This window comes from Streptomyces sp. NPDC056883 (genome assembly GCF_042788835.1).
Lineage (GTDB): Bacteria > Actinomycetota > Actinomycetes > Streptomycetales > Streptomycetaceae > Streptomyces > Streptomyces stoeckheimensis.
The window spans coordinates 1-13,979 of the sequence record NZ_JBHUBS010000018.1; the positions used below are offsets into that span (position 1 = coordinate 1).

A 13,979-nucleotide genomic window follows, 5' to 3' on the forward strand; every position below is an offset into this window, starting at 1 on the left:
CGAAGATGGCCTCGGCGGGCTCGGACTGGAAGACCAACCCGGCCACCCAGATCAAGTGGGGCCTGGACTACATGAACTCCCGCTACGGCAGCCCCGCCGGCGCCTGGACGTTCTGGCAGAACAACCACTGGTACTAAACCGACCAGCGGAACACGAAGACACGCAACGCCCGACCGGTATCCCTCCGGCCGGGCGCTTTTGCATACCCGTCCCGTAGACACCGGACGGTCAGTGCGCCGCGGGGTCGATGTTGCAGCTGGCTCGGCGGCGCCCGATGGTGACCAGAGCGTGGTGCAGGGCGTCGAGGTCGCCACGCCGGACCTCATGGATGGCCCCGTGGACCGGTTCGAGTCCCGGGCTGATCGCCTCGCCCGCCTCGTGCGGGTCGCGACGCAGGATGATCCCCGTGGGCGGGTCGAAGGACCGCAGGGCACGAACGAGGGCCCGACGGTCGTGTTCTCCCTGGGCGTCGGGACGGTGGAGGGTGACCACGGCAATGTCCGGAAGCAGCACGCGGGCCTGTGCCAGGGCGACGTCGGCATCGTGAGCGTGGGCAACGATGCGGAAGTGCGGCCCCGTGTGGATGCACGCACGGAGGGCTTCCAGCTCGGTACCGTCCGCCACACCCGTCACCAGAACGGTCATCATTGCCCCCATTCTTCACGAGATCGGCACTTTTGGTAGAGGGGGCGGGGCGCTGGCCGAGCGCAGCGCGTGCCTGGGGAGAAGGGGTGCGTAAGGTCGGCACGGCCGTCGGCGCATCGGCCGCCGTGCCGACCTGGTGGAGGAACACGTGGGAAATGCTGAACTGCGGCGGCGGTCGCACTCTGATGCGGGGGGTCCTGGCGCAGTAGGAGTGGACGGTCTGCGTGAGCACGGGTTTGCCCGCTACGGTGCCGAGCAGCTCGGCATCGTTCCGGACGGCTCCACGGCGAGGGACTTGGCCCGGCTCCAGGAGGGCTTCGCGGCTCTGCCGGCCGACCCGTACGCTCCGGGCACGAACCGGTTCCGCCGCTACTCCCACGCCGTGTACCTGCCGTGGAAGGACGAACTGTCCTGGATCCCCGGTATCCCCGACCCCGTCCACGGCACGGTCACCAATTTCTCCCAGGGCGAGGACGACCCCGAGCATCCGCGCAAGCTCCGGGTGCTCCCCGACATCCCCGAGGCGCTGCGCGGCAACGCCCTGCTGCTGCGGCTCTTGCGGTGGGACATCGAGCAGGTCCTGTCCCTGAGGGATCTGACGAGACGGCCGCTGTGGGCCGGGGTCCACCTGATCAGGCTCGGCGTCGACCTTCCGGGCCAGGATGCCGTCTCCTCCCCGAACTGCCTGCACCAGGACGGAGGTTCGGCCAGCACGTTCACGTTCGCCCATCTGATCAGCCGCACCAACGTCACGGGTGGGGAGAACGTCATCGCCACGCCGGGCAGTGCGGGCCTCCAGCCCGAGGACCCGTGGGCGGACGTCCACGCAAGATTCACCCTCACCGACCCACTGGAGGGCTACGCCGTCCACGACCACCGGGTCAGCCACCACGTCGGCCCGGTGCGCACGGGCTCCGCGCCGGGGCCGGGCGAGCGATCGATCCTCATCGTCGGCCTCGCCCCGTACGTCCCCCAGCTGTGACACCGGCACCGCCCGAGCCCGCTGGACACGCCGGCTGCTGCTCGACCACCGCCTCGGACTACACCTCGTCCAGGCGGTCCGGCAGGCCGAAGAGCGGGAAGAGGCGGTCGGTGTCGCGGTAGGCCGCAATGCCGCTGATCCGGTCGTCGCGGAACTCGACGACCTGGAGGGCCCAGGGCACGTAGCCGGCGCCGTCCGGGTGCGGGCGGTACTGGCCGAATGCGGGGGAGCCGTTCGCCGTGGTCGGGACCAGACGCGAGCCGCGGCAACCGATCGCGGGTCCGGTGAGCCACGCGTGGATATCGGGGACCCCGCGCATCCACTTCGCGTACGGGGGCAGGCACAAGGTGGCGTCGACGTGGAGGAGCATGTTCAGCTCCTCCACGTCGTAGCGGGAAAAGGCCGTGGCGTACCGATCGGCCAGCACCCGGTGGACGGTGCCGTCGGACGGCCGGGCGGTCGCCGCGTCCGCCCCGTCCGTCGTCTGGCGCCGGTCGGCCAGCGTGGCGCGGGCCCGTTGCAGGGCACTGTTGGCCGAGGCGACGGTGCAGCTGTGCAGGTCGGCGACCTCGCGGGCCGAGAAGCCCAGCTCGAACCCGCTGACCGGGCGTTCAACTTTAGGAGCAGGGCCCAGGCCCGGCGGAGCGGGGTTCAAGATTCCTGCGAGTTGCGGCTGCCAGATGGTCGGTCAGACCCACCTGCCGTGCCGTCACGCCGGTGCCGCGAGGACGAGGGCGAGTACCGCGTTTCCCGCCTGCCAGGCCATTGCGCGGCGGCGTCCGCCGAGGACGGGTGGCCGCAGGCCCAGGATCGGGATGCCCCGTGCGGCGGTCCCGAAGATCCCGGTCCGGTCGGCCTTGACCGCCGCCTCCTTCAGCGCCCAGGCGCCGGCCAGCGCGTCGGGCCGGTCCGTACCCACGAGGGAGAGTTCCCCGGGGGAGAGCACGTGGTCCGCGACCCGCCGCACCGCCTCCGCCGAGGCGGTCTCGCACAGGTCCACTCCGACCGGCCGTGGTGCCAGGGCCGCGGCGACGTGGTGGGCGGTGTGGCTGATGGAGACGTGCAGAGCGGGCACCGGGCCGCCGCCGACGAGGACCTGGGGGCTGCCGTCGTCGCGCGGGAGGACCTCCACCTCGGCCGCCGGGGCGGCGAGGAACTCGCCGACCAGACGCTTGGCGAGCAGCCGTCCCGCCACCCACTCGGCCTGCCGCCAGGCCGGCAGCGCCCGGACCACCTGCCGCTCGGCCGGAGAGAGGTGCGCCAGGGGCACGGCCCGGTGGTGGCCGGGGCGCCGGGCCACGAGGACCCCGGCTCCGCCCCATCGGTGGACCTGTCCCGGCGCGATCGGCGGGAAGACGGTGTGCACGGCGGCAGGGGTCACGCGGCGGCGGGGGTGCACGGGGCTGCCGTTTCCGTGGCCGTCTCCGCGTCCAGCTGCCGCAGTTCGCGCTCCAGCGCGGTCACGGCCTGCCGGATCTGGTCGGGCGTGTGGTCACAGGTGACGAAGAAGCGCAGCCGGGCCATTTCCTCCGGTACGGCCGGGTAGAGGATGGGGTTGACGCTGATGCCCTGCCGGAAGAGGGCCTCCGCGAGCTTCATCGTCTTCAGCGAGTCCCCGACGATGCAGGGGACGACCGGCGTGTCGTGGCTGTCCCCGATGTCGATCCCCGCCTCGCGGGCCAGCCGGACGAACAGCGAGGCGTTGTAGGCGAGACGCGTGACGCGCTCCGGCTCGCTGCGCAGCAGGCGCAGCGCGGCCAACGAGGCGGCGGTGTCGGCCGGGGTCATGCCGGCGCTGTAGACGAACCCCGGAACGGTGTAGCGCAGGTACTCGACGACCGCGCGGCTCCCGGCGACGTAGCCGCCGCAACTGGCCAGCGCCTTGGACAACGTGCCCGACCACAGATCGACGTCCGAGCGCTCGATGCCGTGGTACTCGCCGATGCCCCTGCCCGTGGTGCCGATCGTGCCGATGCTGTGGGCCTCGTCGATCATCAGCAGCGCGCCGTGGCGGCGCTTGACCTCGACGAGCGCGGGCAGGTCCGCGATGTCGCCGTCCATGCTGTAGACGCCCTCGATGACGATGAGCACCCGCCGGTACTGGTCGCGGACCTGGCCGAGCACGGAGTCGAGTGCGGCCGCGTCGTCGTGGGGGAACGGCCTCCGGGTCGCGCCGGAGAGCTTGCAGCCCTGCAGGATGCTGTCGTGGGCGAGGGAGTCATGGAGGACGAGGTCCCCGGGGCCGACGAGGTGCCCGATCACCGTGACGTTGGTGGCGTGTCCGTTGGCCAGGGTGAGCGCGGATTCGCATCCGAGCAGGTCGGCGAGTTCCGCCTCGAGCTCCACGTGGAGCGGACGGCTGCCGGACAGCAGCCGGCTGGCGGACACCGACGTGCCGTAGCGCTCGACCGCCTCCTTGGCGGCCGCCTTCACCTTCGGGTCGGTCGCCATGCCCAGGTAGTTGTAGCTGGAGAAGGAGACGAGTTCCCGGCCGCCGACGACCGTCGTGTCCGTCATGCCGCCTTCGTGGACGAGGAAGTACGGATTGGCGAGTCCCAGCCCGGCGAGCAGGCCGATCCGCTCACCGTGGGCGGCGACCTCCGGGAAGCGGTCGATCCGCGTGTGCTCCTCCGGCGCGGCCGGATCGTCCGCCGGCTGCTCCGGGGGAGTCGGGACCACGCCCAGGCGGGGGGTGCCCGCTGCTGCCGACGGGGCGGGAGCCACCACGACCGGCGTCGGCTCGGCGGGCGTCGCAGGCGAGGTCCCGTCACCGTGTCCGGCGCGCTGCCCGGGGACGGCCGTCGCCGGCGTGGCGTCCGGGCAGGCGCCCGTGATCAGCGCGGCGAGCCGGGCGACGGTCGGCCGGTCGGCGGCCCGCTCGTCGAAGGTCCACTGCGGCCACTGCCGGGAGAGGGAGGTGAACAGGTCGGTGAGCATCAGCGAGTCGAATCCGAGGTCGTCGATCAGCAGCTGGTCGCAGCTCAGCTGCTCCACCGGGAAGGCGCTGATCCGGGCCACCTGCGCGAGCACGGCTTCGGCGACCTCGTCGGTGACCGCGCCGGTGACCTCGTCTGCCGCCGCGCGCGGGGCGGGCGGGTCCGCGGGGGCGGCGACGGGTGCCTCGGACTCCCCGGGAGCCGCGGCAGCGGGTACGGCCCGGGCGGCGGGCACCGGCTCGGGGAGCGTCCCCGCGAGGCGGGCGAGCAGCTCCGCCTGCTGCCGGACCAGCTGGAGCAGCTCGTCCACCGGGGTGTTCGCCGGGTCGTCCGTCGGGGCGTTCGTCGAGGTCTCCTCCGGCTGTGCGGGTTCCACGGCCTGTGCAGCTTCTACGGGCTGTACGGGCTGTACGGGCTGTACGGGCTCTACGGACTCGGCGGACCGCGCGGGCTGCGCCGGGAGCGAGGCGGCGGCGGGGTCCTGCTTCGCGGCACGCCTGGCCGGCACCCAGTAGGACTGGGTCGCGAGCCCGGCCACCGGCAGGTCCAGCAGCCGGCGGTCCTCCTCGGCGATCAGGGCGCGCGGGTCGACGGGAACACCCAGGACCGCGAGCCGGGCGAGGGCCAGGGCGAAGGCGCGCCCGCCGTCGGCCGTCCCCTCGACGGGGACGACGTGGACGTCGTCGTGGCCGCCGAGGTTGCGGCGGACCGAGGTGAGGAGCGAGTTGCCGCCCGTCACCTGGAGGAAGACGCGGGCCCCCTGGTCGTAGGCGGTACGGACCGCGTCGCCGAAGAGGACCGGCGCGGACGCGTGACGGGTCCACAGCTCGCGCAGCCGTTCGGGGTCGGTGCAGACCTCGGCGTTCACGGACGAGACGAACGGCAGGACGGGGCCGGCGATCGCGCGGGCGGTGAGGCCCGAGCGGATGGTGTCCTCGACGGCGGTCAGGTGCGGCGAGTGGAAGGCGTTGGACACCTCGAGCGTCGCCGTGACGACCCCGGCTCGCGCGCAGGCTTCCCGCAGGGCGGCGAGACCTTCCGGGGTGCCGCTGACCACGATCTGCCGCGGCTGGTTGAAGCAGGCGAGCCAGACGCCCTCGATCCCGTTCGTGAGCCGGCGGCAGGTCTCCTCGTCGGCCTGTACGGCGAGCATCCCGCCCGTGAAGCGGGACTCGGCCTTCCGGAGGGTCGCACCCCGGTGGACCAGCAGCCGGACCGTGTCCACGTTGCTGAGCGCTCCCGCGGCCGCGGCCGCGGCGAACTCCCCGGCGCTGTGCCCGAGGGCGAGGTCGGGCCGGACGCCGCAGTCGGCGAGCAGGCGGGTGGCGGCGATCTGGACGGTACCGAGCAGGGGCTGGCACACCTCGGTGGAGGCGAGCCGCTTCCTGAGCTCCGCGGTGTCGCCGTGGGACCGGGCCTCATCGCCGTAGACCAGGTCGGCCAGGTCGAAGCCGAGGCCGGACCGGGCCACGGCGCTGAGTACGCAGACGGCCGAGCGGTAGGCGGGGAACCTCGCGTAGAGGTCCCGCATCATGCCGGGGCGCTGGCTGCCCTGACCCGGGAAGAGGAAGGCGGTACGGCGCTGCGCGGCAGGCAGCGGGGCGTCCGCGGCGAAGGCGCCGTCGCCGAGGTCGCCCCGGGCTCCCGCGAGGAGCTGCTCACGGGCGCGGCGCAGCCGCTCGACGAACGCGTCCGTGTCGGTGGCCACGACCGCGAGCCGGGCCGTCAGCGGTTCCCGGGAGCCGAGGGTGTGGGCCACGGCCGCCAGCGGGGCACGGTCCTCCGTGCCGGGTGCGTCGAGCGCGTCGAGTACGTCGCCGATGTGCCGGTCCAGCAGGTCGGCGTTGCCGGCCGAAAGGAAGACGAGCTGGGGCTGCCCGGCGTCGCCGGTGCGGACCGGGAGGCGGCCGGGGGCCGTGTCGGGCTGCCGCTCCTCCAGCACCACGTGGACGTTCGTGCCGCCGAAGCCGAACGAGCTGACGGCCGCACGGCGCGGGGTGCCGGTCTCCGGAAAGGGCCGCGGGCTGTCGGCGAAGCGCAGGCCTGCGGCGGCGATGCCCAGGTCCGGGTGGGGTGCGGTCTGCGGCTGCGGCACGATCGTGCGGTGGTGGACCACCAGGGCCGTCTTGATCAGTCCCGCGATGCCCGCCGCGGACAGGGAATGCCCGATGAGGGCCTTGCCCGCGCCGAGGTAGCACAGGGCGGGGTCGTCGTCGGGGTACTCGGTGCGCAGTCGGCGCAGGGCCTCGGACTCGGCCCGGTCGCCGGCCGCGGTGCCGGTGCCGTGGGCCTCCAGGAAGCCCACGGAGGAGGGCGCGACGCCCGCGTCCTCGTAGGCCCGGCGCATGGCGCGCAGCTGGCCTTCGGCGGTGGGGACCAGCGGTCCGGGGGAGGCGCCGTCGTTGGCCGAGCCGATGCCCTTGATCACCGCGTAGACGCGGTCGCCCTCGGCCAGAGCGTCGGCCAGCGGCCGTACGACGACGACACCGGCACCCTCGCCGAGTACGAAGCCGTCGGCCTCCGCGTCGAACGGGCGGCACACCCCGGCGGCCGACAGGGCGCGGAGCCTGGAGAAGCCGACCAGGCTGTCGGGGGTGAGGTTGAGGTACACGCCGCCGACGAGGGCGATGCGGCAGCTGCCGGAACGCACCTGGGCGATCGCCTGGTCGAGGGCGACCAGCGAACCCGAGCAGGCGGCGTCGACGGCGAAGCTGGGACCGCCGAGGTCGAAGTGGCGGCTGACGGTCCCGGCCGCCATGTTGAGCAGGCTCCCCGGCAGGGTGAAGGCATCGATGCTGCCGAGCTGCCGTGCCCGCTCCTTGGCGGCGTCGGCGCCCCCGTCCGCCGGGTGCGCGTCCTCGGCCAGGGTGATGGCCCGGAGGGGAGCCGCCATGAGGTCCTTGTAGTCGGACACCGATATCCCGAAGAACACCCCGGTGTTCTCGCGGTCGAAGTCGCCGCGGCCCAGCCCCGCGTCGGCGAGCGCCTCGCGGGTGACGTCGAGCATCAGCCGGTGCTGCGGGTCCATGGCCCGGGCGCGGGCGGGCGGTACGCCGTAGTGCGCCGCGTCGAAACGGTCCAGGTCCTCCAGGAAGGCGACCTGGTCGGTGTACGCGGCGTTGGGGGCCGACCGGTTGCCCGGCTCGTGGAAGGTCCCGTGGTTCCAGCGTTCCCCCGGGACGGCGGAGAACTGACGCTCCGCGCTCATCAGGAGCTTCCAGTAGGTGCGGATGTCGGGGGCACCCGGGAAGCGGCAGCCGAGTCCGACGATGGCGATGTCAGTCATGGATCTTCCTTGTCGTAGTGCCCTGGACGGAGGGCGTCCGGGGCGGGGCGGAGCTGGAGGGTCGGGCTGGAGGGGCGGGATGGTGCGGGGGCTGGATGGGATGGGAGAGGGGGAGCGCCCGGTGGTCAGCGGCGCGCGTGGGCGTGGGTACGGACGACGGTGCGGATCGGGGAGCAACGGCCCGGGGCGCACCGCCTCGCGGGGGCCGGTGGCGGCCGGGGCGCCGGCTGCGGCACTTTGGCCCTCAGCGCCTTCGGCGCCCACCAGTTCAGGCCGCCCGCCAGGCGCATGAGCGCCGGTACGAGGACGCCCCGGACGAGCGTGGCGTCGAGGAGGACGCCCAGACCGGCGCCGATGCCGAAGAACTGCAGGAGGGAGACCTGCGAGGTACCGAAGCCCAAGAGGGTGAACGCGAGCAGGGCGCCGGCCGTGGTGACGATGCCGCCCGTCCGGGCGATGCCCGTGACGATCGACTCGGTGTTGTCCTCCCCGGAGTCGCGCGCCTCCTTGATCCGGGCCAGGACGAACACCTCGTAGTCCACCGAGAGCCCGAAGAGGATGCAGAACAGCAGCACCGGCATGGTCGTGGTGAGCGGTGCGGGCGTGAAACCGAGCAGGCCGCTCAGATGGCCCGTCTGGAAGATCCACACCATCGCTCCCAGGACGGCCGTCAGGCTCAGGGCGTTCAGCGCGATGGCCTTGAGCGGCAGGAGCAGGCTGCGCGTGAAGCCGAAGAGCAGCACGAACGTGGTGCCGGTGATCAGCGCGAGCGCCAGCGGAATCCGGTCGCCCACCGTGTCCTTGGCATCGACCAGTACCGCGCTCGGCCCGCCGACCAGGACCTCGGTGCCCGCCGGGGCGGGGGTCTCGCGTACGTCGTGCACGAGCTGCTGGGCCGCCCGCGAGCGGGGGTCGACCCGCGGCACCACGGAGAGCTGGGCCGGGCCGTCCCCCTCGGTTCCGGCGGCCGGGGCGACCTGGGCGACCTGGGGGAGCGCGGACAGCCTGCGCACGTACTCATCGAGCGCGGCCCGGTCCGCCGTCCCCGCCCCCGTCCCGGTGCCCGTGCTTGTCACGGAGACGGTGAGCGCGTCGGCGCCCCTCACGTCGAACGCTTCGCGCACCAGGTCACCGGTCTGCCGGCTGGCCGCGCTCGTCGGCAGCGCCCGGTCGTCGGGGCTGGCGAAACCGGCGTGCGCGAACGGTGCGGCGAGGACCAGCAGCAGCCCGATCACCGGCAGCGCCGCGAGCAGCGGGCGGCGTACGACGATCCGCGCCAGCCCCTCCCAGAAGCGCGATCCGGAGCCCGTACGGGCCCCGCGGCGCCAGGGCACGGGCCAGGCGTTCACACGCCGGCCGAGCAGCGTGAGCACCGCGGGCAGCACGGTCACGGCACTGACGGCGGCGATGGCCACCACGGCGATGCCCGCGTAGGCGAAGGAGCGCAGGAAGTACGGCGGGAACACCAGCAGCGTCGCGAGCGCGGCGGAGACCGTCGCGGCACTGAAGGCGATCGTGTGGCCGGCGGTGCGCACGGTCCGGATGGCGGCCGTCCGCGGGTGGTACCCGGCGGCGAGCTCCTCGCGGAACCGCGAGACGATCAGCAGCCCGTAGTCGATGCCCAGCCCCAGGCCGAGCGCCGTGGTGAGGTTCAGCGCGAACACGGACACGTCGGTGACCGAGCCCAGGACGCTCAGGACCAGCAGGGTCCCGGCGATGGCGAGGACTCCGATCAGCAGCGGCAGCGCGGCGGCCACGACGCTGCCGAACGCCAGGACCAGCAGGATCAGGGTGCCCGGCAGCACGACGGCCTCGGCCCGCTTCAGGTCGGACTCCGCGATGTCCTGGAGTTCGGCGTCGGTGAGCGCCGACCCGCCCACGTGCACGGTCAGCGCCGCAGCGGGAGCGCCGGGGCCGGTCAGCTCCTCGCTCAGCCGCTCGACCCGGGCACCGAGCTGTTCGCCGTCCCCGTCCACGTGCGCGACCAGCATGGCCGCGCGGCCGTCCCGGCTGCGCAGCTCCGCCGCGCCGCCGGTCCAGTACGAGGCCACGGCGCTCACGTGCGGCTGGGCGGCCAGTCGGCGGGTCAGCTCCTCACCCTCGCTCCGGGCCGCCGGGCCGTCGACGGAACCGTCGCGGGCCTCGGCGACGAGGACCAGGTTGGGGGAGGCCCCCAGACGCTCGGCGGCCGCACGGGCGGCGCGGCTGGACTGGGAACGCGGATCGTCGTACCCCTGCGTCTTGAGCCGCCCGGTCGCCTCCGCACCGAACACGACGGACAGCGCGAGGAACACGAGGGCGGCAAAGAGGACGAGCCCGGGACGGCGGGTCACGAGGACGCCTGCACGACGGGACATCGAGGTCTCCGATCCAGGTGGCGATCCGTCCTGCTCTGGTGCAGAACGGCGGATTTCCACCGTGCCCCGTCCGGGGACGGGCCCGTAGCCCCGGCTGTTCGTTACTTGACAGGAGCCCTCCCTTGCTTCTGGTCGGAGGCGCCCGAGGGTGCTCTGTCCTGTGGAGGACATGGCACGTCCCGGACACCCGGGAACCCTGGAACACCCCCCTCACCTGCGGCAACCTTGATCACGTCAGCCAAACGCCGCACCACTCGGGGGAATCCGGTCATGTCCAGCCGTCTCAAGGCCGCCACGCTCGTCGCCGTCACCGCCACGCAGACCACCCGTGCAGGCGGTGCGACGCACCAGGAGGACTTTCGCTGGGACTACGTCTCGCCGGTTGCCGACGGATCGGACGGCTGACCACCGGACTCCGTCAGGCGGCGTGCTGCACGTGGCGGACCAGCCACATCAGCAGGGCGTCCAGGTCGGCGGCGGCCGAGAGGACCCGGTCGACCGCCTCGGGGGTGTGCAGCCACTCCTCGCAGCCGAGGGGGCGGGCGGCGATCAGAGAGCGGTGGCGCAGCAGGTCCGTACGGGAGTGGTCCGTCGGATAGCCCCGCGGGGGACGCTTCATCACGTCCCCGGAGATGTCGTAGCCCTTCTCCCGCACGTCCTCGACGATGGCGGACAGTCCGCGGCCGCTCCCCTCGGAGGCCACCGCCCTGCGGAACCTGTCCACCTGGCCGGGATCGGGGTACCACCAGGCGCCCTGGATCCGCAGGCCGTCCAGGGAGAATCGGAGACCGATCTCGATCTTGCGGTCGAGGCGGATCACGGCGCTCTGGTTCTGCCACCACCAGGAGTCCGTGCGGTAGTGCCAGACGGAGAAGTCCTCGTATCGGGGATCCGCGTCCGCGACCTCGTTGAGCAGGTCGATCATCGGCTGTCGCACCAGGCGTTCGCGGTCGGCACGGCAGCGCTCGCGCGTCGCGTGGGCCGGTTCGCCCCGGAGCTCCCACAGCACGTCCATGGCCTGCTCGGGCCAGCCGGTGAACTGTCTGCGCATCCGGGCAGGTTAGCTCACCGCCCTTGCCGTTCCTCCCCGTGCCGCCGAGCGGCTCGGATGCGCGCTGTGGCAGGGCGAGCTCCGGCGGCGTTGTCAGTGCGGGGCAGGAAGATGACCTGCATGACCGAAAACACCGCCCTGCTTTCCCCTGCCGCCTACGCGGAGGCCGTGACCGCCGCCGTGGCGGCGTCGGCCGCGTACTACGGCGACGGGACCACCCCGCTCGGTGACGACGAATACGACGGGCTGCTCCGCGCCATCGCGGCCTACGAGGAGGCCCACCCGGACGAGGTGCTGGCCCAGTCGCCGACCGGGAAGGTGGCGGGCGGGGCCGTCCAGGGCGACGTGCCGCACTCGGTGCCGATGCTCTCCCTCGACAACGTCTTCGACGCCGACGAGCTCGCCGAGTGGGCCGCAGGGCTGGAACGGCGTCTCGGGCATCCTGTGGCCGGGTGGTGCGTGGAGCCGAAGCTCGACGGACTCGCGGTCGCCGCCCGGTACCGGGGCGGTCGGCTCGTTCAGGTCCTCACTCGCGGCGACGGCCTGGCCGGCGAGGACATCACCCACGCCGCCGACGCCGTCCTCGGTCTGCCCCCGATCCTGACCGAGCCGATCGACGTCGAGCTGCGCGGCGAGGTACTGCTGACGACCGCACAGTTCGAGGAGGCCAACCGGATCCGGCTCACCCACGAGGCCACGCCCTTCGCGCACCCGCGCAGCGGAGCGGCCGGCACCCTGCGGGCCAAGGACCGCCCCTACCGGATCGAGCTGACCTTCTTCGCCTACAGCGCGATCGGCCTGAACGACCTCGGCCACGTCGCCCTGCTGGAGAACCTGGCCGCGCTCGGCGCGAACACGGCCGCCGCCACGGATGTAGCCCCGATGCGGTGCGAGACCGTGGAGCAGGTACAGGAACGCATCGACGTGATCGCCGGCCTGCGCGCGGACCTGCCCTTCGGCATCGACGGTGTGGTCGTCAAGGCCGACTCGGCCGAGGACCAGCGTCAGGCCGGCAACGGCTCGCGCGCCCCGAGGTGGGCGGTGGCCCGGAAACTGGCGGCCGAACACAAGGTGACGCGCCTGCTGGCGGTGGAGTGGAACGTCGGCCGGACCGGGATCATCGCCCCGCGCGCAGTCCTGGAGCCCGTGGTCATCGACGGGGTGACGGTCACCTACGCCACGCTCCACAATCCGTCCGACATCACCCGTCGCGGGCTCATGATCGGTGACCAGGTGTTCGTCTACCGGGCCGGCGACGTGATCCCCCGGGTCGAGGCACCGCTGGTCGACCAGCGCACCGGCGCCGAGAGCCCGATCGTCTTCCCCGAGACGTGCCCCCGCTGCGGCGACGCGATCGACACCTCCGAGCAGCGCTGGCGGTGCGTGCGCGGCCGGAACTGCCAGGCCGTGGCCTCGGTGATCTACGCGGCCGGCCGCGACCAGCTCGACATTGAAGGTCTCGGCGGCACGCGCGCGATCCAGCTGGTGGAGGCCGGTCTGGTCAAGGACATCGCCGACCTGTTCACGCTGACCCGGGAGCAGCTCCTCGGTCTGGAGCGCATGGGCGAGACCAGCGCCGCCAACCTCCTGGCCGCGATCGAGACTGCCCGCGGGTCCGCATTGAGCCGCGTGTTCTGCGCCCTCGGTGTCCGCGGCACCGGGCGCACCATGTCCCGCCGGATCGCCGCGCACTTCGGCTCGATGGCCGCGATCCGGGCCGCCGACGCGGACACGCTGGCCGGGGTCGACGGCATCGGCAGCGAGAAGGCCCGCGTCATTGCGGCCGAACTCGTCGAACTCGCCCCGCTCCTCGACAAGCTCCAGGCCCAGCAGGTCGGCACGCAGGTCACCGAGCCGCAGCGGGCCGCGACCGACGCGCAGGACGGCGAGGACCCGGCGGGCGGCCCGCTGGCCGGCCAGGCCGTGGTGGTGACCGGATCCATGACCGGCCCCCTTGCGGTGCTGTCCCGGAACGAGATGAACGAGCTGATCGAGCGGGCCGGCGGAAAGGCATCGTCGTCGGTGTCCAAGCGCACCACGCTCCTGGTGGCGGGCGAGAAGGCCGGATCCAAGCGCACCAAGGCCGAAGAACTGGGCATCAGCATCCTCGACCCCGAGGAGTTCGCCGCCCTCGTCGCCGAACTCCTCCCTCCTACCTAGTCGCCGCCCCCGCCCCCGCCTGGAAGTCCTCCTCGAAGTCCTCCTCGAAGAAGCTGTCGTGCCGCACACGGAACTCCTTGAGTTCCTCGCCGCCGCGCTGCGACATCTCCGCGACCCTTTCGAAGAACTCCTCGCGCGGGGCGCCCGGTGAAAAGAGCATGAGCATCGACATGGGCTCGTCCGTCACGTTCTTGAAGGCGTGCAGGCCGCCGACCGGCACGTACAGGAAGTCACCGGTGCGGCCCGTCACCCACTTCTCGCCGTTGAAGAGCTCCAGCTCCCCGGCGAGGACGAAGAAGGACTCCGACATCGCCTTGTGGAAGTGGGTCTTGGCGCCGGCGGCTCCTGCCGCCAGATCCACCTTGTACAGCCCGTACTCGCCGCCGGTCGACTCGTGCGTGGCGAGGTAGCTGTAGGTGTCACCGCTGGGAGAGGTGAGCTCCGGCGGGGTGTCGGCGGTACGGAAGGACGCGTTCACCTCTCCCGCGTCTCCGTGGTAGCGGGGCTGGGGGTACTGCGGGCGTTCCGGGTACGACATCGTGCGCTCCTGTCGTTCGGTTTC

General features: G+C 72.8%; 10 protein-coding genes and 1 pseudogene. 4 read left to right on the forward strand and 7 right to left on the reverse strand.

Annotated elements, in window-relative coordinates; genetic code table 11:
• A pseudogene (locus tag ACFRU2_RS32815) lies at nt 1-137 on the forward strand (lytic transglycosylase domain-containing protein); the annotation flags it as partial.
• 91 nt (nt 138-228) lie between these two features.
• Here ACFRU2_RS32815 and ACFRU2_RS32820 read toward each other — a convergent pair.
• Nucleotides 229-648 (reverse strand): hypothetical protein, encoded by a 420-nt coding sequence (locus ACFRU2_RS32820; RefSeq protein WP_382979189.1) that lies wholly within the window; start codon nt 646-648, stop codon nt 229-231.
• A gap of 208 nt (nt 649-856) precedes the next feature.
• On the opposite strand from ACFRU2_RS32820, the gene ACFRU2_RS32825 reads away from it, so the two are divergent.
• A complete protein-coding gene (locus tag ACFRU2_RS32825; RefSeq protein WP_382979191.1) occupies nt 857-1,627 on the forward strand; it encodes a 2OG-Fe dioxygenase family protein in 771 nt (256 codons plus the stop codon).
• A gap of 58 nt (nt 1,628-1,685) precedes the next feature.
• Here ACFRU2_RS32825 and ACFRU2_RS32830 read toward each other — a convergent pair whose 3' ends face one another.
• The 4 genes from ACFRU2_RS32830 to ACFRU2_RS32845 form a co-directional block, all read right to left on the reverse strand.
• On the reverse strand, nt 1,686-2,282 hold the full coding sequence (locus ACFRU2_RS32830) for a hypothetical protein (RefSeq protein ID WP_382979194.1): 597 nt from the start codon (nt 2,280-2,282) through the stop codon (nt 1,686-1,688).
• A gap of 54 nt (nt 2,283-2,336) precedes the next feature.
• Entirely contained in the window at nt 2,337-3,008 is a 672-nt protein-coding gene (locus ACFRU2_RS32835) for a 4'-phosphopantetheinyl transferase family protein (protein WP_382979197.1), read from the reverse strand.
• Complete coding sequence (locus tag ACFRU2_RS32840; RefSeq protein WP_382979200.1) at nt 3,005-7,849, reverse strand: type I polyketide synthase; 4,845 nt, start codon at nt 7,847-7,849, stop codon at nt 3,005-3,007. Before ACFRU2_RS32840 ends, ACFRU2_RS32835 begins: the two co-directional genes overlap by 4 nt.
• 125 nt (nt 7,850-7,974) lie before the next feature.
• Nucleotides 7,975-10,206 (reverse strand): MMPL family transporter, encoded by a 2,232-nt coding sequence (locus tag ACFRU2_RS32845; RefSeq protein WP_382979202.1) that lies wholly within the window; start codon nt 10,204-10,206, stop codon nt 7,975-7,977.
• Between the two features lie 270 nt (nt 10,207-10,476).
• On the opposite strand from ACFRU2_RS32845, the gene ACFRU2_RS32850 reads away from it, so the two are divergent.
• A complete protein-coding gene (locus ACFRU2_RS32850) occupies nt 10,477-10,611 on the forward strand; it encodes a hypothetical protein (protein ID WP_382979205.1) in 135 nt (44 codons plus the stop codon).
• A 13-nt stretch (nt 10,612-10,624) separates the two neighbouring features.
• Here the strand turns inward: ACFRU2_RS32850 and ACFRU2_RS32855 are convergent, their stop codons facing one another.
• Entirely contained in the window at nt 10,625-11,257 is a 633-nt protein-coding gene (locus tag ACFRU2_RS32855; protein ID WP_382979208.1) for a DUF2461 family protein, read from the reverse strand.
• A gap of 111 nt (nt 11,258-11,368) precedes the next feature.
• Here ACFRU2_RS32855 and ligA point away from each other — a divergent pair, with 111 nt between their 5' ends.
• Nucleotides 11,369-13,417: an NAD-dependent DNA ligase LigA gene (gene ligA / locus ACFRU2_RS32860; RefSeq protein ID WP_382979211.1), complete on the forward strand. Its 2,049-nt coding sequence runs from the start codon at nt 11,369-11,371 to the stop codon at nt 13,415-13,417.
• On the opposite strand, the gene ACFRU2_RS32865 is transcribed toward ligA, so the two are convergent.
• Nucleotides 13,410-13,955, reverse strand: coding sequence for a cupin domain-containing protein (locus tag ACFRU2_RS32865; protein WP_382979214.1), 546 nt, complete (start codon nt 13,953-13,955; stop codon nt 13,410-13,412). The two genes, ligA and ACFRU2_RS32865, sit on opposite strands and share 8 nt — an antisense overlap.
• Between the last annotated feature and the right edge of the window lie 24 nt (nt 13,956-13,979).